At 66.6% G+C, this 21,599-nt stretch carries 20 protein-coding genes and 1 tRNA gene; 7 read left to right on the top strand and 14 right to left on the bottom strand.

Going from position 1 to position 21,599, the window contains the following annotated elements:
- Window positions 1-114: 114 nt before the first annotated feature.
- Window positions 115-191 (bottom strand) — tRNA-Arg (locus tag DFP89_RS09085).
- Window positions 192-289: 98 nt separating this feature from the next.
- Between DFP89_RS09085 and DFP89_RS09080 the strand changes: the two genes are divergently transcribed.
- Complete coding sequence (locus tag DFP89_RS09080) at window positions 290-1,309, top strand: LacI family DNA-binding transcriptional regulator (protein WP_114349074.1); 1,020 nt, start codon at window positions 290-292, stop codon at window positions 1,307-1,309.
- 80 nt (window positions 1,310-1,389) lie between these two features.
- Here the strand turns inward: DFP89_RS09080 and map are convergent, their stop codons facing one another.
- Complete coding sequence (gene map / locus DFP89_RS09075; protein WP_114349073.1) at window positions 1,390-2,193, bottom strand: type I methionyl aminopeptidase; 804 nt, start codon at window positions 2,191-2,193, stop codon at window positions 1,390-1,392.
- Between the two features lie 108 nt (window positions 2,194-2,301).
- Here map and DFP89_RS09070 point away from each other — a divergent pair, with 108 nt between their 5' ends.
- Entirely contained in the window at window positions 2,302-3,042 is a 741-nt protein-coding gene (locus DFP89_RS09070; RefSeq protein WP_114349072.1) for a competence/damage-inducible protein A, read from the top strand.
- Window positions 3,039-3,761 (top strand): GNAT family N-acetyltransferase, encoded by a 723-nt coding sequence (locus DFP89_RS09065; protein ID WP_114349071.1) that lies wholly within the window; start codon window positions 3,039-3,041, stop codon window positions 3,759-3,761. Before DFP89_RS09070 ends, DFP89_RS09065 begins: the two co-directional genes overlap by 4 nt.
- A gap of 19 nt (window positions 3,762-3,780) precedes the next feature.
- On the opposite strand, the gene DFP89_RS09060 is transcribed toward DFP89_RS09065, so the two are convergent.
- The 5 genes from DFP89_RS09060 to cls all read right to left on the bottom strand — a co-directional run bounded on the left by DFP89_RS09060 (window position 3,781) and on the right by cls (window position 8,576).
- Entirely contained in the window at window positions 3,781-4,167 is a 387-nt protein-coding gene (locus DFP89_RS09060) for a hypothetical protein (protein ID WP_114349070.1), read from the bottom strand.
- A 17-nt stretch (window positions 4,168-4,184) separates the two neighbouring features.
- Complete coding sequence (locus DFP89_RS09055) at window positions 4,185-4,970, bottom strand: DUF6478 family protein (protein ID WP_114349069.1); 786 nt, start codon at window positions 4,968-4,970, stop codon at window positions 4,185-4,187.
- Between the two features lie 9 nt (window positions 4,971-4,979).
- The gene (gene ilvD / locus DFP89_RS09050) at window positions 4,980-6,713 is read right to left on the bottom strand and encodes a dihydroxy-acid dehydratase (protein WP_114349068.1); all 1,734 of its coding nucleotides are present in this window, start codon (window positions 6,711-6,713) and stop codon (window positions 4,980-4,982) included.
- A 100-nt stretch (window positions 6,714-6,813) separates the two neighbouring features.
- Entirely contained in the window at window positions 6,814-7,137 is a 324-nt protein-coding gene (locus tag DFP89_RS09045; protein WP_114349067.1) for a 4a-hydroxytetrahydrobiopterin dehydratase, read from the bottom strand.
- 11 nt (window positions 7,138-7,148) lie between these two features.
- Window positions 7,149-8,576 carry a cardiolipin synthase gene (cls, locus tag DFP89_RS09040; protein WP_114349066.1) on the bottom strand — a complete coding sequence of 476 codons (1,428 nt, stop codon included), beginning with the start codon at window positions 8,574-8,576 and terminating at the stop codon, window positions 7,149-7,151.
- An 88-nt stretch (window positions 8,577-8,664) separates the two neighbouring features.
- On the opposite strand from cls, the gene accD reads away from it, so the two are divergent.
- From accD to DFP89_RS09025, 3 genes are all read left to right on the top strand, one after another.
- Entirely contained in the window at window positions 8,665-9,636 is a 972-nt protein-coding gene (accD, locus tag DFP89_RS09035) for an acetyl-CoA carboxylase, carboxyltransferase subunit beta (protein WP_114349065.1), read from the top strand.
- A 19-nt stretch (window positions 9,637-9,655) separates the two neighbouring features.
- On the top strand, window positions 9,656-10,924 hold the full coding sequence (locus DFP89_RS09030) for a bifunctional folylpolyglutamate synthase/dihydrofolate synthase (RefSeq protein WP_114349064.1): 1,269 nt from the start codon (window positions 9,656-9,658) through the stop codon (window positions 10,922-10,924).
- A 243-nt stretch (window positions 10,925-11,167) separates the two neighbouring features.
- Complete coding sequence (locus DFP89_RS09025; RefSeq protein ID WP_181870294.1) at window positions 11,168-12,031, top strand: Hint domain-containing protein; 864 nt, start codon at window positions 11,168-11,170, stop codon at window positions 12,029-12,031.
- Between the two features lie 47 nt (window positions 12,032-12,078).
- Here the strand turns inward: DFP89_RS09025 and zapE are convergent, their stop codons facing one another.
- The 6 genes from zapE to DFP89_RS08995 form a co-directional block, all read right to left on the bottom strand.
- Window positions 12,079-13,200, bottom strand: coding sequence for a cell division protein ZapE (gene zapE / locus DFP89_RS09020; RefSeq protein WP_114349062.1), 1,122 nt, complete (start codon window positions 13,198-13,200; stop codon window positions 12,079-12,081).
- A gap of 72 nt (window positions 13,201-13,272) precedes the next feature.
- Window positions 13,273-13,881: a DUF6778 family protein gene (locus tag DFP89_RS09015; RefSeq protein ID WP_114349061.1), complete on the bottom strand. Its 609-nt coding sequence runs from the start codon at window positions 13,879-13,881 to the stop codon at window positions 13,273-13,275.
- 250 nt (window positions 13,882-14,131) lie between these two features.
- Entirely contained in the window at window positions 14,132-15,445 is a 1,314-nt protein-coding gene (locus DFP89_RS09010; protein WP_114349060.1) for an MFS transporter, read from the bottom strand.
- Between the two features lie 173 nt (window positions 15,446-15,618).
- Window positions 15,619-16,881, bottom strand: a complete 1,263-nt coding sequence (locus DFP89_RS09005; protein ID WP_114349059.1) for a hypothetical protein — start codon at window positions 16,879-16,881, stop codon at window positions 15,619-15,621.
- On the bottom strand, window positions 16,878-18,506 hold the full coding sequence (locus tag DFP89_RS09000) for an immunoglobulin domain-containing protein (RefSeq protein ID WP_114349058.1): 1,629 nt from the start codon (window positions 18,504-18,506) through the stop codon (window positions 16,878-16,880). Before DFP89_RS09000 ends, DFP89_RS09005 begins: the two co-directional genes overlap by 4 nt.
- A 1-nt stretch (window position 18,507) precedes the next feature.
- Entirely contained in the window at window positions 18,508-18,960 is a 453-nt protein-coding gene (locus DFP89_RS08995) for a hypothetical protein (protein ID WP_114349057.1), read from the bottom strand.
- A gap of 243 nt (window positions 18,961-19,203) precedes the next feature.
- Here DFP89_RS08995 and DFP89_RS08990 point away from each other — a divergent pair, with 243 nt between their 5' ends.
- Window positions 19,204-20,616, top strand: a complete 1,413-nt coding sequence (locus DFP89_RS08990; RefSeq protein ID WP_114349056.1) for a hypothetical protein — start codon at window positions 19,204-19,206, stop codon at window positions 20,614-20,616.
- A 21-nt stretch (window positions 20,617-20,637) separates the two neighbouring features.
- Here DFP89_RS08990 and DFP89_RS08985 read toward each other — a convergent pair whose 3' ends face one another.
- Complete coding sequence (locus DFP89_RS08985) at window positions 20,638-21,585, bottom strand: ATP-grasp domain-containing protein (protein ID WP_114349055.1); 948 nt, start codon at window positions 21,583-21,585, stop codon at window positions 20,638-20,640.
- Window positions 21,586-21,599 lie beyond the last annotated feature (14 nt).

The raw sequence follows: 21,599 nt of genomic DNA, 5'->3' as shown, positions 1-21,599 counted from the left end.
TCAGCCCGGACCACCTGCGTATGGCGGCAGGCGCGCTGGACTTCGGCCGCATCGCTCCGGTTCATCGATCCAGAGGGCGAGCCCCTAAATGAACCATACCGACTTGAATTTTCATGGTGACCCCGACAGGACTTGAACCTGTAACCTGCCCCTTAGGAGGGGGCTGCTCTATCCAGTTGAGCCACGGGGCCGCCGCAGATGCTTTTGCCAGCGGGCCAGGAAAATGGCAAGCTTGCCGCGCCGCGCCGGACACGATAACGGTAACATGATTGCGGAGCAGCATTTGCCAATGAATATGAAAAGACCTCGCCGCCCCTTGACCCTGCGTGATGTCTCGGAGGCGTCGGGCGTGTCCGAGATGACCGTCAGCCGGGTGTTGCGCAACCGGGGCGATGTTTCCGCCGCGACGCGGGAAAAGGTGCTGACCGCCGCCCGCACCCTGGGCTATGTCCCCAACAAGATCGCCGGCGGTCTGGCCAGCCAGCGCGTCAATCTGGTCGCCGTGGTCATTCCATCGCTGTCGAACATGGTCTTTCCCGATGTGCTGGGCGGGATCTCGGCGGAACTGGACGATACCGGCTTACAGCCGGTGGTGGGGGTCACGAATTATTCACCCCCGCGCGAGGATGCGGTGCTTTACGACATGCTGTCCTGGCGCCCCTCGGGGGTTATTCTGGCGGGGCTGGAACATAACAAGGCCGCCCGCGCCATGCTGGAAAACGCCGGCCTGCCGGTGGTCGAGATCATGGATGTGGACGGCACGCCCATCGATTGCGCGGTCGGCATCTCGCACAAGCGCGCCGGGGCCGAAATGGCCGAGGAAATCCTGAACGCCGGCTATCGCCGCATCGGCTTTATCGGCACCCACATGCCCGAGGATCATCGCGCCCGCAAACGTCTGGCAGGGTTCGAGGCGCGCCTGGGCGAGGCGGGCATCGCACTGGCGGCGCGGGAGTTCTATCAGGGCGGCTCGTCGCTTCTGAAGGGGCGCGAGCTGACCGAGCGCATCCTGAGCCGCGAGCCGGATCTGGATTTTCTGTATTATTCCAATGATATGATCGGCGCGGGTGGGCTGATGTGGTGCATGGAACAGGGCTATGACATTCCGGGCAAGCTGGGACTGGCCGGTTTCAACGGGGTCGAGCTGTTGGACGGGCTGCCGATGCGGCTGACCACCACCGATGCCCGGCGCATCGATATCGGGCGGCGCGCCGCGCGCATCGTCGCCGGCAAGGAGCCAAAGCCCGAGGATGGCGTCGTGGCCTTTGCCCCGACCTTCCTGCCCGGGGACACGATCCGCTCCCGTTGAACGCCAAGCGCGTCAAAGGTGACGGCGGCCCCTGTTGGCGCCGCCGCATGGATATTTGGGCATGAAAGAAGCTTTGAGCCTTAGTCCAGATCGGGGAAGAATTTTCCCGCGGGCGAAAGGGTGAAGATTTCAAAGCCGGTGGCGGTGACGCCGATCGAATGCTCGAACTGCGCCGAAAGCGACTTGTCGCGGGTGACCGCCGTCCAGTCATCGGCCAGCACCTTGGTTTCCGGACGGCCAAGGTTGACCATCGGCTCGATGGTGAAGAACATGCCTTCTTCCAGCACCGGGCCTTTGCCGGGGCGGCCGAAATGCAGGACGTTCGGCGGCGCGTGAAAGACCCGGCCCAGACCGTGGCCGCAGAAATCGCGCACCACCGACATGCGGTTGGCCTCGACATAGGACTGGATAGCCCAGCCGATATCGCCGAAAGTGGCGCCGGGGCGGACGGCTTCGATCCCCTTCATCAGGCTGTCATGGGTGACCTGGATCAGGCGCTTGGATTTCACGCTGGCCTTGCCCGCCACATACATGCGCGAGCTGTCGCCATACCAGCCATCGGCGATGACCGTCACGTCGATGTTCAGGATATCGCCATCCGACAGCACCTTGTCGCCGGGAATGCCGTGGCAGACGACATGGTTGACGCTGATGCAGCTGGCATGCTGATAGCCGCGATAGCCGATGGTGGCGCTGACGGTGCCCAGTTCCACCACCCGGTTGCGGATGAAATCGTCGATGGCGCCGGTGGTGGCGCCGGGCTGGACCAGCGGCCCGACCTCGTCAAGGATCTGTGCCGCGATCCGGCCGGCCGCGTGCATGCCGGCGAAATCTGCCGGCTCGTGAATGCGGATCCCCTCGCGGGTCTGGCGTACGTCGTTCATGGCGTCCTCATCTGGCTTGGCACAGAGATAGTCCGAAGCGGCCACTTGTTCCAGCCCTGCGGGCGGACCTATACATGCCCCAAGGTCACGTACGCGACAGGAGCCGCCATGCAATCGGACAATCCCACCGCCGCCATTCTCGTCATTGGCGACGAGATCCTTTCGGGCCGCACGCGCGAGGGCAATGCCCATCACCTGTCGCAGGTCCTGAACAGCATCGGCATCGACCTGCGCGAGGTCAGGATCGTCTCGGACGATCAGGACCAGATCGTCGAGGCGATCCGGGCGCTGGACAAGTCGCTGGGCGGGCGCTGGGACATGCTGTTCACCTCGGGCGGGATCGGGCCGACGCATGACGACGTGACCGCCGATGCGGTGGCCGCGGCGTTCGGCGTGGGCATCGAGATCAACGAAGAGGCCCGCGCCGTCATGACCGCCCGCTGGCAGGCGCGCGGCGTCGAGGTGACGGGGAACCGGCTGCGCATGGCCCGCATCCCGCTTGGCGCCAGGCTGATCGCCAATGCCCATTCCGCCGCGCCGGGTTTCCATATCGGCAATACCTATGTCATGGCCGGCGTCCCCGAGGTTTTCCGGGTCATGGTCGAGGCCATCATACCCGGACTGCCGACCGGCCGCGCCTCGGTCAGCGAGGCGGTCGAGGTGATGCGCCCGGAATCCGACGTGGCCGACGGGCTGCGCGAGGTGGCCGAACGCTATCCCGACCTGTCGCTGGGCTCATATCCGTTCCAGCGCGAGCAGCGCTATGGCACCAGTCTGGTCATCCGCGGGCTGGACGGTGCGCGCGTCGCCGCCGCCATGGCCGATTTGCATGCAAGGCTGGCGCTGTGACACCGGGCGATCCAGATCTGGCGCGGGCCTTTGAAACCACATGGCCCGCTGCCGAATATGCCGATGCCGGCGCCTTTCGCGTCGGGCGCGGCCATGGCGCGGGCGGGCGGGTCAGCTCGGCCCGGGCGCTGCGGCCCGATTGGGACGAGGCCGACATTCCGGCGGTCGAAGCGATCCATCGCCGCTGGCGGCAGCGGGCGATGTTTCGCCTGCCCGACTGCGACGACGCGCTTGCCAAGGCGCTGATCGCGCGCGGCTATCAGCGTCAGAACCCGACCGCGATCATGGCGCTGGACTGCGCGGCGCTGCGCGACCGCGACGTGCCGGGCATGACCGCATTCACGATCTGGCCACCCTTGGCGATTCAGGGCGATATCTGGGCTGCGGGCAATATCGGCGCGGCACGGCAGGCGGTGATGCCGCGGGTCGCCCTGCCCAGGACCGCGATCCTTGGCCGACACGAGGATCGCGCGGCGGGCGCGGCCTTTGTCGCCGTGGACGGGCCTGTCGCCATGATCCATGCCATCGAGGTCGCGCCGGGATTCCGCCGCAAGGGGTTGGCGGGCTGGCTGATCCGCAGGGCCGCCACCTGGGCCGATGCGCAAGGTGCCACACGGCTGGGGCTGGCCGTCAGCCGCGCCAATACCAGCGCCCGCGCGCTTTACGACCGCATGGGCTTTGCCGAGACCGGCGGTTACGCCTATTGGGCGCGGGACTGAGCCCGCCCCTGGCCCCGGCCTAGTCCCGGGCCAGCCGGCGCAGTTCCTTCTTGACCAGATCAAGCTCGCTGCGCAGCAGGTCCAGTTCGGCCCGCAGGTCATCGTCAAGCAGCGCCCCGGCCACCATGGTCAGCCTTCCCAGCGGGATCGCGCCCGGCGCCGGCGCGGGCGGCGCGTCATTCTCGGCCATATCCTCGTATAGCAGAAAGGTCTGCACCCCGTCCGACAGCCGCTCGGCGGGGATGGCGGCGGCGACGCGCCAGCGGCCCTCGCCCTCTGGCGTGACGCGGGCATTGGCGACAGGCGCGCCCAGATGGACCAGGATCAGCCGCCCGGGCGGCGTGCCGCGCATCAGCATGCCCTGCCAGATGCCGGCCTTCAGCCCCAGTGATTCAAACTCGCGCATCAAGGACCTTTCCCGGATCAGAACTCTGCCCGCAAATGCCGGGACAGGACCAGCTCATGGATTTCAACCGCGCTCATGCGGGGGGATTCAAAGATCAGGTCCAGCCAGATCTTTTCCAGCCGCCGCTCGTTCATCTCGGTATAGGCAAGGTCGAATTCGATGACCTGCCGGCTTTGCAGCCCCGCTTCGAGATCGGCGAATTTCCGGGGGATTTCCTCGGTATTGGGGCCGTGGCCGATATTGAGCCGGGCATAGATGCCGATCGGACGCTCGACCTCGATGCCGGTTTCCAGCCGGATGACATGGTCGCGGGTCAGCCCGGCCAGCGCCTCGCGCGGCAGCTCGATCGCGACCGACAGGAAGCTGCCCGAAAATCCGAAAACCTCAAGCCGCAGGCCAAAGGGCGACAGGTCGGTAACACCCGGGCTGCGCACCTGTTCAAGGATCAGCGCCCGTTGCGGGCAATCGTGCCAGACCGTCGCCTGCGCGCCAAGGCTGGCGCCGGATGCGGGTTCGGCAAGACCGCGCGGGGTGATCGGCCCGGCCATGAAGCCCGGCCGCCAGCGCCAGTCAGTGCCGCCCGGCAGACTGAGCGCATCCAGCGCCCTGCGCGAGACCTGCGCGCGGCGGTCCGTGCCCGACAGGAACCGGTTCAGGCTGCCGCGCAGGCCCAGAGCCTCGTCCCGCAGCCGGTGCAGTTGCGCTGCGCCGATCCGGTCGACATTCTCCGACAGCTCGCCCCATTGGCGATGCGCCCGCTCGCGTGCCTTTCGTTCAAGCCACTTGCGTGGACGCATCCCCATGCTGATGCCTTACTGGTCCATATAGACGTGGGTTTCCTCGGCCGCGCCCGGATGGGTCACGGCGCCGTAGCGCGCCTTGCCGACCAGCCGCGCATATTTCCACAGCGCGCCCGACGCATAGTCGGTGGCGCGCGCCCCGGTCCATTCGGCACGGCGCTGCGCCAGCTCGTCATCCGACAGCGCCACCGAGATCTCGCCCTTGACGGCATCAATGGTGATCATGTCGCCATCCTTGAGCAGCGCGATAGGGCCGCCATGCGCCGATTCCGGCCCGACATGGCCGACGCAGAAGCCGCGCGTCGCACCCGAGAAGCGGCCATCGGTGATCAGCGCCACCTTCTTGCCCATGCCCTGCCCCGAAAGCGCGGCGGTGGTGGACAGCATCTCGCGCATGCCGGGGCCGCCGGCCGGGCCCTCGTTGCGGATGACGATGACCTCGCCTTCCTTATATTCGCGCTTGGTCACGGCATCAAAGGCCTCTTCCTCGCATTCAAAGACGCGGGCCGGGCCGGTGAATACCTGCTGTTCAGCGGTCATGCCGGCGACCTTGACGATGGCGCCATCGGGGGCAAGGTTGCCTTTCAGGCCGACCACGCCACCGGTTTTCGACAGCGGCGTTGCGACCGGGTGGATGACCTTGCCGTCGATCTCGCGCTCCACAAGGTCCAGCTCCTCGCCGATGGTCTTGCCGGAGGCGGTGATGCAGTCTTCGTGGATCAGGCCGGCGCGGCGCAGCTCGCGCATGACGACCGGCACGCCGCCCGCCTCGTAAAGATCCTTTGCGACATAATCGCCGCCCGGACGCAGGTTCACGAAATAGGGCGTGTCGCGGAAGATGTCGCAGACGTCGAACAGGTCGAAATCGATCCCCGCCTCATGGGCGATGGCGGGAAGATGCAGCCCGGCATTGGTCGAGCCGCCGGTGCAGGCGACGACCCGCGCGGCGTTTTCCAGCGCCTTGCGCGTCACCACGTCACGGGCGCGGATGTTCTTTTCGATCAGGCTCATCACCGCCTCGCCCGAGGCAAGGCCGTATTGGTCGCGGCTTTCATAGGGCGCGGGCGCGCCCGAGCTGTTCATCAGCGCAAGACCGATCGCCTCGCTGACGCAGGCCATGGTATTGGCGGTATATTGCCCGCCGCAGGCCCCGGCGCTGGGACAGGCCACGCGCTCCAGAATCTCCAGTTCGGCATCCGACATATTGCCGGCGGCGTGCTGGCCCACGGCCTCGAACACGTCCTGGACGACGACATCCTTGCCGTTCAGCTTGCCCGGCAGGATCGAGCCGCCATAGATGAACACGCTGGGCACGTTCAGCCGCACCATGGCCATCATCATGCCCGGCAGCGACTTGTCGCAGCCCGCAAGCCCGACCAGCGCGTCATAGCAATGGCCGCGCATGGTCAGTTCGACCGTATCCGCGATCCAGTCGCGCGACGCGAGCGAGGAGCGCATCCCCTCATGCCCCATGGCGATGCCGTCGGTGACGGTGATGGTGGTGAATTCGCGCGGGCATCCGCCGCCTTTTTTCACACCCTGCTTGACCGATTGCGCCTGACGGGCCAGCGCGATGTTGCACGGCGCCGCCTCGTTCCAGCAGGTCGCCACACCCACCCAGGGGGAATGGATTTCTTCCTCGGAAATGCCCATCGCGTAGAAATAGCTGCGATGCGGCGCGCGCGCCGGTCCTTCGGTGACATGGCGGCTGGGAAGATGCGACTTGTCGAAGCGGGTGTTTTTCATGGCGTATCCCTCTGGCTGCGACTTGGATAGGGCCAGCCCGCCCAAGGGGCAAGGGGGCGGGGTGCCGAAAACCCCGGCAAATATGGCAGCAATCCTGCCCCTATTCGGCCAGCCGGTCCAGCCGGGCCGCCATGATCAGGTCGTTCATGGTCACGCCCCCCGCCGAATGGGTGGTGAAGGTGACGCGGGCAAAGCCCCAGCCAAAGGCAATGTCGGGATGGTGGTTGGCGGCCTCGGCCTGCCACGCGGCAAGATTGGCCAGCTGCGCGGCACGTCGGAATGTCTTGAAGCGCCAGTCGCGGCTGATCGACTTGCCGTCCGGGGCCAGCGCCCATCCCGGCAGGCCCCCCAGATGTGCGGCCAGTTCCGCCGGATCCAGCGCCGGGGCGCCGTCGACGATCTTTCCCGCAGCCAGATCGGTCATCTTGCCCCCTTTCACAGGATCGGCGCGGCCAGCGCCAGAAGGTTGTTGCGCAACCGCTTCCAGACCGACCAGTCGCGGATTTCCTCAAGATCGACGGGGTGGGCGCGGTCGATATAGGTCTGCTGGCGCTGATCCAGCGCCTCGGTCAGATCGCCGCCCAGAAACAGCATGTTCATTTCATAATTCAGCTCAAAGCTGCGGCGGTCCATGTTGGCGCTGCCCAGCATGGCCATGCAGCCATCCACGGTGATGATCTTGGCATGCAAGAGCCCGCCCGGGAACAGCATCAGCTTCACCCCCGCCGCGACCAGCCCGTAATAGAACCCCTCGGAGGTGGCCTGCACGACCAGCGAATCGTTGCGGGCGGGCAGGATCATGGTCACGTCGATGCCGCTGCGCGCGGCGGTGCGGATCGCCGAATCCAGCGCGCTGCCCGGCACATAATAGGGCGTGGTGATGGTCAGCCGGCTGCGCGCGGCATAGATCATCGTGGTCATCGAATCCGACAGCGAGCCATGGCGGTTGTCGGGCCCGGTGGCCACGACCTGCGCGATCTCGCCCGGGGCGGCGACCGGCGGGGACATGCGCAGGATGTCGCCCAGATCCTCGCCGGTATAGCTCATCCAGTCCTGCAGGAAGATCGCCTGCATCTGCCGCACGACCGGCCCCTCGATGCGCAGGAAGACGTCGATCCAGGGCGCGAAGCGCGGCTTGACCGCGAAGGCCATGTCCGAGCAGTTGCGGCTGCCGGTAAAGCCGATCTCATGGTCGATGACCACGATCTTGCGGTGATTGCGCAGGTCCATGCGCTGAAACAGCAGCCCGATGACCGGCATGCCCAAAGGCAGCGCCTCGATACATTCGCAGCCGGCGGCCTTCATCTGCGCCCATGCGTCCGAACGCCCAAAAGCGCGTGAGCCATAGGCATCGATCACCGCCCGCACCTTGACGCCGCGCCCGACAGCGCGGATCGCCGCCTCGGCCACCGACCGGCCCGAGACATCGTCCAGCCAGATATAGAACAGCATATGGACATGCTCGCGCGCCTGATCGATGGCGGTGACCAGATCGGCGATGGCGCTGTCATCCTCGGGCAGCAGGGTGGCGCGGTTGCCGGCCACGGCCTCGAACCCGCCGATGGCCCGATTCGCGGCGATGATCGGCGCGGCAAAGACCGGGGGGTTGCGCACCTGCTCGGGGCTGGGTTGCCACAGGCCCGACAGGAAACGGCGCACGCTGGCCATGGTCGAGACCTCGGCGCTGCGCATCCTGATTTCGCCAAACAGGATATAGGCCAGGATTCCGACCAGCGGCACCAGTTCGATGATCAGAATCCACGAAAGCCGTACCGTGGGTTCAAGGCGCGGGCGCAACAGCACGCGCGCGCTGACCAGCAGCGCGGCGGCGTAATGGGTAAAGGCAAGCATGTCGGTCCACATGGCCGCATGAAAGCGCGGCCCGAGCGGAATTGCAATTCGGTGTCGTTTTGCCTATCTCAGCCCCTGAACCCAGCGTTAGGACCCGTCGATGAACTGGATCACCAACTATGTTCGCCCGCGCATCAATTCGCTGTTCTCGCGCCGCGACGTGCCCGAGAACCTGTGGACCAAGTGCCCGGAATGCGGAACCATGCTGTTCCACCGCGAACTGGCCGACAATCTGAACGTCTGCAGCAATTGCGACCACCATCTGGCGATCACGCCCCGCTCGCGCTTTGCGGCGCTGTTTGACGGCGGCGTCTTCAACGAGGTCAAGGTGCCCGAGCCGGTCGCCGACCCGCTGCAGTTCCGCGACCAGAAGAAATATCCCGACCGGATGAAGGCGGCGCAGAAATCCACCGGCGAAAAAGAGGCCATGCTGGTCGCCGAGGGCGAGATCGGCCGCACCCCCATCGTCGCCGCCGCGCAGGATTTCTCGTTCATGGGCGGCTCCATGGGCATGTATGTCGGCAATGCCATCATCGCCGCCGCCGAGCGCGCGGTGAAGCTCAAGCGCCCCTTGGTGCTGTTTTCGGCCGCTGGCGGCGCGCGCATGCAGGAAGGCATCCTGTCCCTGATGCAGATGCCGCGCACCACCGTCGCGGTCGAGATGCTCAAGGAAGCCGGCCTGCCCTATATCGTCGTCCTGACCCATCCGACGACCGGCGGCGTGACCGCAAGCTACGCCATGCTGGGCGATATCCAGATCGCCGAACCCAATGCGCTGATCTGCTTTGCCGGCCCGCGCGTGATCGAGCAGACCATCCGCGAAAAGCTGCCCGAGGGCTTCCAGCGCGCCGAATACCTGCTGGATCACGGCATGCTGGACCGGGTGACCCATCGCAAGAAGCTGCGCGAGGAGCTGATCTCGATCCTGCGCATGGTCATGCGCCAGCCCGCCCCGATCGCGGGCGACCTGCCGGCGCCGGGCAATATCAAGACCGCCGCCCTGCCCGAGGCGGAACTTGCCAGCGCAGGCGCGACCCCGCCTGCCGTCGAAGCCGCCGGCAAGACGCCCTGACCCGCAGCGGCCGACAGCGATGACCACATCCGACGCCATTCTTGCACGGCTCATGGCCCTGCATCCCAAGGTCATCGACCTGTCGCTGGAGCGGATGCTGCGCATCCTTGACGCGCTGGGAAATCCGCAGGACCGCATCCCGCCGGTCATCCATATCGCCGGCACCAACGGCAAGGGTTCGACCCAGGCGATGATCCGGGCCGGGCTGGAATCGGCGGGGCTGCGGGTCCATGCCTATACCTCGCCGCATCTGGCGCAGTTTCACGAACGCATCCGGCTGGCGGGCGAGTTGATCACCGAGGCCGATCTGGCCGCCACGCTCGAGGAATGCGAGGCGGCGAATGGCGACCAGGCGATCACCTTTTTCGAGATCACCACGGCGGCGGCATTCCTGGCATTCTCACGCGTCCCGGCCGATTACACCCTGCTTGAGGTCGGGCTGGGCGGGCGGCTGGACGCCACCAACGTCATCGACGCGCCGCGCCTGACCGTGATCACCCCGGTCAGCATCGACCACACCCAATATCTGGGCGAAACCCTGGCCGAGATCGCGGGCGAGAAAGCCGGCATCCTGAAACGCCGCACCCCCTGCATCGTCGCGCCCCAGGCCCCCGTCGCCCGCGAGGTGATCGAGGCCAGGGCCGAGCGGCTCTTTGCCCCGCTCAGCATCGGGCGTCAGGACTGGGACAGCCGGCGCGAGGGCGACAGCCTGATCTATCAGGACGATCACGGGCTGATGGACCTGCCCCTGCCCGTCCTGCCCGGCCCGCATCAGATCGTGAATGCCGGCACCGCCATCGCCGCGCTGCGCGAGCTGGGCTTTGGCCGCATCGAGGCCCGCGCCGCCGTGGTCGAGGCCGAATGGCCCGCCCGCATGCAGCGCCTGACCCGTGGCCCGCTGGTCGATATCGCCCAGGGGGCCGAGCTGTGGCTGGACGGCGGCCACAACCCCGCCGGCGGCGAGGCGCTGGCCCAGACCCTGGCCGGGATGGCGAGAAAACCCACGCATCTGATCTGCGGCATGCTGAACACCAAGGATGTCGCGGGCTATATGCGCCCGCTGGCGGCGCAGGCGCAAAGCCTGACCGCCATCGACATCCCCGGAGAGCCAAACACCCTGCCCGCGACCGAGACCGCCCGCATCGCGACGGCAGCCGGCCTGCCCGCCCGGACCGCCCCCGATGCCGCGACGGCACTGCGGCAAATTGTTGCAGAATCACCCCATGCCCGGCTATTGGTCTGCGGGTCGCTGTATCTTGCGGGCCATATCCTGCGTGAGCACGGCTGAATGCCGGCCGATCGCCGCTATTGGCATCAGATAATTGTATATTTAGTCAGTTCAGAAATGATCTGGCCGAGTTTTCATTGCTCGCAGCGGTTGCAAAGATCATTCTTGCCTGCATGGCGCACCCTGCGCTAAGGAGCGACCGCGCATGCGGGATGGGAGTGCCTGAATGGTGTTTCTGGGAAGAGTATCATGCCCTCGTTAACGATTACGCTTTATGCAACGACAGTCGTCAATGGAATCGTCATGGCCGACTCGACGATCACCACCCTCACCATCCCCGAAATATCGGTGGACAGTCTGGTGGACCGTTTCGAATGGGGGGCATATCTCAACAGCCCCAATGGCCATATCGCCGGGAGTACGACACCGCCGATGCTGTTCGATGCCGGCTCGACCGGGAACGTCATGAACGGCACGCTCTATTCGCCGGTCCGCTATACGCAGGGAACCAATCTTGGCGGCAGGGATGGCGTCCTGCGACAGCTCGACAAAAGCGGCTACCAGGTTTCGCCCACCGATCTCAGCATCTGCTACCTTGCGGGAACGCTGATCGCGTCCCCCCATGGCGAGGTTCCGGTCGAGACGCTGCGGACCGGAAACCTGGTGATGACCCGCGACCGTGGTGCGCAGCCGCTGGTCTGGACCTCCTCGACCCGCGTCACCCGTGAGGTTCTTGACCAGGCCCCGAACCAGCGCCCGATCCGCATCGAGGCGGGCGCGCTGGGGAACGGACTGCCGCGCCGAAGCGTCGAGGTCTCGCCCCAGCACCGCGTGCTGGTGCGCCATGGCGGGCGCGAATACCTGATCTCGGCCCGGCATCTGATGATGGCGGGGGTGGCTGGCGTCAGCGTGCGGCAGGATGACAGCGAATTCACCCTGGTCCATATCGCCTTTGCCCAGCACGAGATCGTTCTGGCCGAAGGCGCCGAGATGGAGTCGTTTTTCACCGGTCCGATGGCGGTGCGCGCGCTGGGTCTGGCGCAGCGGCTGGGCCTGTGCATGGCCTTCCCCGAACTGGCGCAGGGCGAGAACCGGATGACCCCTGCCCGCCCCTTCATCAAGTATCGCGACTACGCCAGGATGCTGGCGGCCAGCTCGGCGGCCTGAAGAGGCGCGCAGGTCCCAAAGATCCTGATCCCGGACGGCCCCCGCCCCTAGGCGGGCCGCTCGGCCTCAGGCCGGCCCCAATCGGCATCGCGCATCTCCCGCAGGCGGCTGGCGGTGCGCTCGAACTCAAAGGCGCCCTCACCCTCGGCATATAGCCGCTCGGGCTCGTCGGCGGCGCTGGCGATCAGCCGCACGCGGGCCTCATAGAGCGCGTCGATCAGGGTCACGAAGCGCTTGGCCTCGTTATAGTTCGACATGCTCAGCCGCGGGATGGCGTCGATGAACAGCACATCCACCGCCTGGGCAATCGCCAGATAATCGGCCGGGCCCAAAGGCTTGGCGCATAGATCCCAGAAACTGGCCCGGGCCGCGCGACCGCAATGGACGGGCAGTTCGACCTTGCGGCCCTTGATGTCCAGAACCAGCGGCGCGGTCGCCGCGCAATCGGTCAGATCGTCCCAGAGCGTGTCCATGCCCACCCGCGCCGCGTGATCGGCGGGGATGAACCAGACCTGCCCGCCCTCGTCCCGGTTCTGGCGGTGGTCGGTGGCGCTGGCCAGTTCGACGACCTGCATGCGTTCGCGGATCAACCCGATAAAGGGCAGGAAAAGCTGGCGGTTCAGCCCGTTCTTGTACAGATCCTCGGGCACCCGGTTCGAGGTGGTGACGACCGTCACCCCCTCCTCGAACAGGACCTGGAACAGCCGCCCCACGATCATCGCATCGGCGATGTCGGTGATCTGCATCTCGTCAAAACACAAAAGCCGGACCTGCTGCGCCACCGCCAGCGCCACGGGACGCACCGCGTCCTGCTGGCCGGATTTGCGCACGCCCTCCAGCGCGGCCTGGATTTCCTGCATGAACTCGTGGAAATGCACCCGGCGCTTTGCGGCGATGGGGGTGGCCTCCATCAGCATGTCCATCAGCATGGACTTGCCGCGCCCGACCCCGCCCCAGAGGTAAAGCCCCTTGACCGGGGTCGCGGCAGCCGCCGGAGTATTGCCCATCAGCTTCGAGAGCCAGCCCGATTTCGGCATCGAGGCCGGAACGGCCTCGGCCAGGGCGCGGGCAACCCGGTCCAGCGCCGGCAAAACGCCGCGCTGCGCATCATCGGGGGTCAGCAGGCCCGAGGCGACCCGGGCATTGTAAAGTTCGGAAACGCTTGCCATGACCGCCCCCTGCCAAAGAAAGAACCGGCCCGCAAGGGCCGGTTCGGGTCGTATCACAGATTTCGCGGATGCTCAGCGGCCAAGACGCGAGTATTTGCCGCGCGGATCGGCACCCTTGCCCAGCCAGTTCTGGGTAACGGCGGCGACATGGTTCACAATCTGCACGCGCTGGGTATTGCGCGCCGCATCGGCATCGTCACCGGCCTTGCCGACCAGCGCCGGGAATTCGGCCTTGATGTTCTGCGGCTCGGTCAGGGCAGCGCCGCTATGGGCGTCAAAGACCTGCACGGTATACTGGATGTTGTGAACGCCCACGGTGTGCATCCGGCGCACGGTCGGGGTGATGGCGTGGAACTGGGTGATGGTGGCGACGATGCGCACGCCCTTGCGGCCATGCAGCGCGCTGCGGGCGCCCCGCTCGATCCCTTCCTTGATGATGGCGGCGGCCTGCGCGTGGCGGTCGCCGGCAGGCTCGCCATGCCAGACGATGTCGAAATCGGGCGTATAGCCGTCGACATCGCTGGTGGTCAGCGAGGCGGGGGCAGAGACATCGACCGCAGCCAGACGCCAGCTTGCCGATTGCGCGGGATCGACCTGCTCATAGGCGGTCTCCCAGTTTGAAGTGGCGCAGCCGGCCAGGCTCAGCGCCAGGCCAAGGGCCAGAAATGTCGGTTTCAGCATCAATCAGTCCTCTTTCACAACGGAAAATGGCATAAGGAAATGGCGCCCCCCCGGTTGCGCGCAAGGCGCGGAAATGACCGGATCGACGGGGTCGATAGATGGCATCCGGATCGTCCCTCCCTCACCCGCTTGTCCCATGGGATACGCCCGTTTCGCAGGGCGCAAGACAGGTCGGGTGGGGGCAGAATAATGCAGACATTCCAATGTGCAAGGGGTTAGATAAAAACTGCGGCAGCACGTCACATGGGCGTCACGAGATCGCGCGGTCCCGCGTTTCGGCCGGAATGACCAGCGTCACCAGCGCCGCCAGCAGCAGCAATGCCGCAAAAACCCCGATGGCGACGCCAAAGCCCCGCGCCACCACCATGCCCAGCAGCGAGGGCGCCAGCAGCCCGCCGACCCGCGCCACAGCACTGGCCGTGCCCATGCCGGTGCCGCGCAGCCCGGTCGGGTAAAGCTCGGGCGTATATGCGTAAAGCGCGCCCCATGTGCCCAGCAGGGCAAAGCTCATCAGCAAAAGCGAGGCCGCGACCAGCCATGGCCCCGTGGCGGTGATGAACAAAAGACAGCCCGCGGCGCTGAGGATCAGGAAGATCTGCAATGTCGGCTTGCGGCCCCAGCGCTCGACCCCATGCGCGGCCAGCGCATAGCCCGGCACCTGCGCCAGTGCCATCAGCAGCAAAAAGCCATAGCCGCGCACAAAACCAAGGCCGCCCTTGACCAGTTCCGAGGGCAGCCAGACAAAGACCCCGTAATAGGACAACGAGACCAGAAACCAGGTCGCAAAGATGCCAAGGCTGCGCCGGCGCAACGCGGGCCCGAACAGGCCCTGATCCGCGCCCGGCGCGGGCAGCGCGGCCAGACGGTCCTCATCGGCAAGGGGGTGGCTGCCATTCGCGGCCAGCACCCGGTTGACCACCGCGCGCGCGCCGGCCTCGTCACCCTTGCGCAACAGATACATCGGCGATTCCGGCACCCAGAGCCGCAGCCAGATCCCGATCAGCGCCGGAAAGGCCGCGACGGCAAAGATCCAGCGCCAGGCATCGGCGGCGCCGGCCAGATGCGCGAGCCAGGCGGTCAGCGCGATCACGATGGTGCCAACCGCCCAGAAGCCCTCAAGCCAGACCAGCCAGCGGCCGCGGTTCTTCGGCGGCAGGAACTCGGCCATCATCGCGTAATCGACGGGCAGCGTGCCGCCCACCGCCATGCCGGTCAGAAAGCGCAGGACCAGAAGCGTGGCGAAATCCGGCGCAAAGACCGAGGCAAGGCCGAAGATCGCGTCGCAAGCCACGGTCAGAAGCAGGACCTTGCGCCGCCCGACCCGGTCGGCGATGCGGCCAAACAGCGCCGCCCCCGCGAACATGCCCAGAAAGAACAGTGTGCCGGTCTGCAAGGCCTGCGGCACGGTCAGCCCGAAACTTGCGGCAATCGAGGCGGCGGTAAAGCCGATGGCGATGACCTGCATCGCATCCGCCGCCCAGACCAGCCCGAATATGCCCAGAAGGCGCCGCTGGAAATCTCCGGCACCGCCCTGCGTCAGGGCCTCGTCGATGGTCAGGTTCATGCGCGCCTCTGCCTTGCGAATCGGCGCCAGTCTTTTCAGCCTGCGCCGCCATGTCCATGCAAAACCTGACCGCACCGTAGATTTCCGCAGCAGCACGGGCGTCTGCACGCCATCAGAAAAAAGCCCGACCGGCGATCTGGCCGGTCGGGCGCGCGCGCATCCTTCAGCGAAGCTCAGGCACCGGCATCGGGCTGGAACAGGTCGCCCTGCAAGCTGCCGCGAAAGCCCGGCAGCGAACGCCAGAGCGTCTCGCCGGAAACGAAGCGGCTGGGGCGGCTGTGGCTTGCGAACAATGTCGTGCGATGCGCCGACATCGACAGCCCCGACGCATCCGTCATCGCCGAGCAGTCCTGCACCTGATGGGCAAAGCGCAGCCAGGCCGCATTCGGGTCGGCCAGCGTCAGCGTGACGCTGTTGCCCTGAAGATCGGCCACGGCGCTGACGATGCCGCCTGCCGCCTCGAAGCCGTAATGCGGACAGGTGGCGGCGCCGCCATAGGCGTCGTAAAGCCCGACCCGCTCAAGCAGCGTCTCGCCCGGGCGCAGCGCGAAGCTGACCGTGACGGAGGCGCCGGACTTCGCGACCGCATAGGTGATGTTCCAGTCATTGCCCGCCTCGACCTCGGCGATCGCCCATTCGCTGGTCTCACCGATCAGCGTGCGCACGCGGCCATCAATATGGATGTTCTGATCCATGATCGCATAGATGCGCTGCCAGCCGGCGATGATGCCGCCATGATCCAGCGCGATGCGGTATTGCACGCCCGGCGTGGCGTAAAGATCGGCCAGCGTGTTCACGTCGCCGCCATTGACCACCACCACCAGCCGCGGCGCCGCCCCGAAGAGATCCAGCGCCTGCGCTACGGTCGCGCCATGGGCCGCCTCGAAATCGGCGCGATAGTCCGGGCCGGGCTGGTCCTTTGCCGATGAGCCCTGAAACAGGAACGTATAGGGGCAGCTGATCGCCACACCGAACGCATCGGCCAGGCGCTTGCTTTCGCGCATCCAGTAAAGCTGGTTGCGCCCCAGCGGGCTGGCGCCGGTCGGGATCCATTCATGGATCAAGCGCCCGCCATAGCCGTGATCGGCGATCACCACCCCCCGCTCGACAAGGCCCAGATCGCGTTGACGTGCCGCCCGCGCATGTTGCAGCGTGAAAGCCGGCGAGACCAGCCGCAACCCCGAGGCCGCGGCAAAGCCCCGGGCCTGCACGCCCTGGTCGATATTGTTCAGCGCGGCACCGGCCCAACCCGCACCATTCACGCCGACCAGCGCGCCCTGGGTGTCGATCATGCCATAGGTGTAGTAGACCTGCTCGGCCGCCGCCGCGTCCAGCGCGGCCGCAATCGCCGGCGCATCGTTGCGCGAGCGGTTTTCACTTTGCCCATAGACGGGCATGATCTCCAGCGACGTGACGGTCGGCCTCGGGGCCGTCACTCCCCCTGCTGAAAATCCTCGTAGACCTCGCGCATGGTGACGGGCCAGGCCTGGCCCTCGGCGCGGCCGACGATGGCTAGGCGGTGGATGGTGCCGTTCACATAGCGGCCGGTCAGCACCCGGGTCAGGTCCGGATCGGTGATGCCCGCATGGGCCGCCGAGACATCGCCGCCGGCGACATTGATCCCGCCGACCAGATTCAGCACATCGTCAAGAAGCCCGGCGACGATCACACGGCTGCCATAGAAGACCGATCCCAGTATGATGCCGACGGCGGAATCATCCTGCCCGACGACCTGCAGCCGGCCGGCATTGTCGCGCAGCTTCACATGCCCGCCCGCGCCCTCGAGGATCTGGCCTACGGTCGTGCCATAGCTGGTCAGCGTGCAGTCGACCACGGCAAAGAGGCCATCGGTCATCGGCTGCCCGGTCAGCGTCTGCGATTGCAGATAGCAGCCATTGCCAAAGACAAAGCCCGAGGCGCTGCGCTGGATCGCGGCCCCGCTGCCCTCCTTGTGAAAGACATAGCCGCCGGTGCCGCGCGCGGTGACGGCGGTCACATCCGTTGCGCTGCCCGTAAAGCTTGTCGCGGCGTCGAAATAGGCCAGCGTCTGGGTGTCGTAATTGACGGCCGGACCGGTTGGCGGCGCCTGAACGGTCAAAGTCGCGCTTTGCGCGGTCACGCTACCGGCGCTGTTGGCCCAGCTGACGGTCAGGACATAGACGCCCGCGCCGGACAGCTCCATGGTCAGCGCGCCCTGATCGAGGCTGGACCTGATCGAAACGCCGTCACGGGTAAAGTCCCAGCTCGGCGCCGGTGTCGGCTGCCCTGCCGCAGCCCCCAGATCCAGCGTGATGCTGTCACCGATCACCGCCGTTGCCGGCAGGATCGCGGGCTGGCGGGTGATGCTGGGCGCGGTGTCGCCGGGCTGCTCCTCGGCGGCGGTCAGCGTGGCGGCGACGGCCGCGGCCGAACCGGCGCGGTTGCTCCAGTCCACGGACAGCCGGTAGGTGCCCGGCCCGGCCAGAGACAGGGTCATCGCCTCGGGATCGACGCTGCCCTTGATCGACAGACCGTCGCGGGTGATGTCCCAGTTCGCGTCGGGCACCGGCCTGCCCTGCGCCGCACCAAGATCCAGCGTGACGGTATCGCCGATCGCCGCCCCCGCCGGCACGATCGTGGGCTGGGTGACGATGGCCGGCGCCGCATCGGGAAGTGCCGCGGCGACGGTCAGCGTCACCGCCTCGGCTGTCGCCGTGCCGGCGTCATTGCTCCAGCTGACGGTCAGGACATAGGTGCCGGGCGCGCTCAGCGTCAGCGCCATCGTGCCGTCGTCCAGCGTCGCGGCGATCGAGACGCCGTCATGGGTAATATCCCAGGTGGCGCCGGCCACCGGATGGGCCTCGGCCAGACCGAGGTTCAGGGTGACGGTATCGCCAAGCGCCGCCTCTGCGGGCAGGATCGTCGGCTGCTGGATGATGACGGGCGCCGTGGCCGTCACCTCGCGCGCGATCAGCGTTCCGCCTGCGGCATCCATCAGCGCCACCAGTTCGCCACCGGAATAGATGCGCGCGATCCCGTCAAAGACGGTGCGGCCGATACCGCCATGAATGGAGATCGGCATGTCAGGCCCCCTTCACCAGAACGAGGTCGCTGGCGCGGCGCTGCGATTCGGGCAAGGCCTCGTACTCGCTATAGGCGGTGACGACGATCAGCCGCGCGATGCTGGCATCCTTCGCCGCCTTGAGGTTCTGCGCGCTGGTCTTTTCCAGATCGCCCAGGGTGATGTCCAGATCCAGGGGGATGAACAGCGACTTCGCCTCGAAGACCTTGGCGACAAACTGGTTGTAGCCCTCGATGGTCCAGGTGGTGCCGGCGGTATCGCCTTCGCCATTGACGATCAGATCCATGGACCATTCGCCGGCGGCGCCGGTCGTGGCCTCGACCTTTTGCGTCACCACGCGGATGCCATTGTCGAAAACGTCGGATCCGTTCAGCGTGGCGATGATCTTGCCCTCGGCGATCGGGGCGAGTGTGGCATCCATCAGGATGCCCCTGACTGTGGCTTTGTTCGGCATATCTCTTTCCTCTGCTCATTCCGAAGGGCGCGGCCATTATCGGGCAGCTTGCCGGCAGTTGCCGTTCAAGGCGAAGCAACGCCCGCAGGCACGGCGTCCCCCTGGCGGATCGGCATTTGACATGGACGCCGGTTCCGGCGATTCTGCTGGTCCGACCGGGGCATCCCGCACCGGAAACCTCAGCCCGAGCGCCGGCGATGTGCCAGTTTGCCAGATCCCTGACCGCCCCTACCGGTGCGCGAGATGCCCTTGCCTGACAGAGCGCGGCTTGCATGGCTGACCGGCGTCCTGCCGACGGCGGTTATGCTTTGCGTGATCTGGGTGGAATATGGCGGCGGCGCGCCCGCAAGCCTGCTGGCCGGCATCTTCGCGCTGGCCGCCGTCGCGGCCTTCAGCCTTGATGCGCGGCCCTCGCGGCTGGCCTTCGTGGTGATCGGGGCGGGGCTGGTGATCTGGGCGGCGCTCACCCATGACGACTGGCAGGCGGGGACCACGGCCGCCATCCGCAGCGGCTGCCTGATCGTGGCGCTGTTCACCGCGCTGTCCGCGATCCGCAGCGCCGCCGTATCCTCCGAGGAAATCGTCGAGACCGGCCGCTTTCTGGCCCGGCAGCCGCCCGGCCTGCGCTATCTGGCGCTGACCATCGGCGGGCATCTTTTCGGGCTGATCCTGCTTTACGGCTCGATCGCACTGCTGGGATCGCTGGCCACCGAAAGTGCCGCAACCGAGCCCGACCCCGAGATCCGCCGCCACCGCACCCGCCGCATGCTGATCGCGATCCAGCGCGGCTTTGCGGCGACGCTATGCTGGTCGCCCCTTGGTTTTTCCATGGTCATCAGCATCTCGCTGGTGGCGGGGGCGCGCTGGAACGATGTCGTCCTGCCCTGCCTGGTCAGCGCCCTGCTGCTGATGCTGGGCGGCTGGGCGCTGGACACCGCCTTCAAGCCGCGCCTTGCCCATCCGCCGCCGTCCCGCGCGATCGAAAGCGGGCGCTGGCTGATCCATCTGCGCCCGCTTCTGCTGCTGCTGGGCGTGGTCGTCGCCGGCGTCGTCACCCTGCATCTGCTGACCGGGGTCGAGGTGGTCGGCGCGGTCATGTCGCTGGTTCCCGCCGTCGCCATCATCTGGATCTTCATTCAGCGCGCCCCCGCCGGCGCAGGTGCGCTGGCCTATACCGGCGGGCGCATCGCGCAATTCGTCACCCGCGAATTGCCGGGCTATCGCGGCGAGATCCTGCTGCTGTTCATGGCCGCCTTCATCGGCAGCCTCGGGTCGTTCCTGCTGGTGCCGCTAATGGCGCAGGCGGGGCTGGACCTGTCGGCGGTGCCGCCGCTGGTGATCCTTGTCGCGCTGATCTGGGTGATCCCGCTGACCGGGCAGCTGGGGATGAACCCGATCCTGTCGGTCTCGCTTATGATCCCGCTTTTGCCCACCCCCGAGGCAATGGGCGTCAGCCCCACGGTCGTCGTCGCCGCCATCACCGGAGGCTGGGCACTCAGCGGCGTGACCTCGCCCTTCACCGCCTCGGTCCTGCTGGCGGGCGCGCTGGGAAAGGTGCCGCCGCGTCAGGCGGGGCTGATCTGGAACGGGCCCTATGCCGCGGCGATGGGCGTGGTGCTGTCGCTATGGGTGCTGCTTCTGGCCAATCTTCTCTGACCGCCCGTCCCGCGCCCTGCCTCAGCGGTCATGGGCGCGGGCATGGCGTTCCAGCGCGGCAGCGATGGCCTGCGGGATCGGCTGCCCGGTGCGGTCGACGCAGAACAGATATTCGCCGGCCGGGTTGATCTCGAAAAAGACATATTCGCCTTCGGGGGTCAGCCGGAAATCGGCGGCGCCGAAGCGCAGCTCCATCCGCCGCATCATTTCCAAGAGCTTCCCGCCCACCTCATCGGGCAGGTCATGGGGGAAGACCTCCGCGCTGCCGATCCCGCCGCGGTAATCCACCTCGTATTCCCTGGTCGAGCGAAAGGCAGTGGTGAAGATCTCGCCGTCGATCACCGTCACCCGCAGGTCCAGTGCCAGGGGGATGTATTCCTGAAAGATCACCGGCGCAAAGCGCACCGCATCGATCTGGCGCAGCTCCTCGGGCCCGACCTTCAGGGTCGCGCGCGGCGCCTGCGGGATATTGCGGAACGCCTTGCGGATGACGCCGGTCCGGGCATGGGCCTCGACAAAGGCGCGGGCCTCGTCGGGACCGTTGGTCACCAGCGTCTCGGGGATGCGCAAGCCGACCCGCCCGGCAAGGCGATGCTGATAGACCTTTTTCAGCGCGCGTTCATCCGCATGGGGCGGGTTCATCCAGAAACACCCCATGCCGTGCCACAGCCCGTCCAGCGCCTCGGTACATTCCGACCAGGCAAAGGTGCGCGAGACCTCGTCCGTCAATGCCGGATCAAGGGTGAAGCTGCGGATGCGGCGGTGCCAGACCGCGCCGACCTCGTCCAGCGCCAGCCGGCGGCCGTCGGGCAGGTCCAGAAAGAAGGCATCGGCCTGCGCGCCGGCAAAGGCATGCATCCGCATCAGCGAGGGAAACCAGCCCAGATCGATGATCTCATGAGGCATGGTCAAGTGCTGGACCACACGACGCACATGTTCGTTGTCCACAAAGGAAATGATCAAGATCACCGCAAGCCCGCCCT

It is taken from the genome of Paracoccus lutimaris, assembly GCF_003337565.1.
Lineage (GTDB): Bacteria > Pseudomonadota > Alphaproteobacteria > Rhodobacterales > Rhodobacteraceae > Paracoccus > Paracoccus lutimaris.
This window is presented reverse-complemented; position numbering and strand designations above follow the sequence as displayed.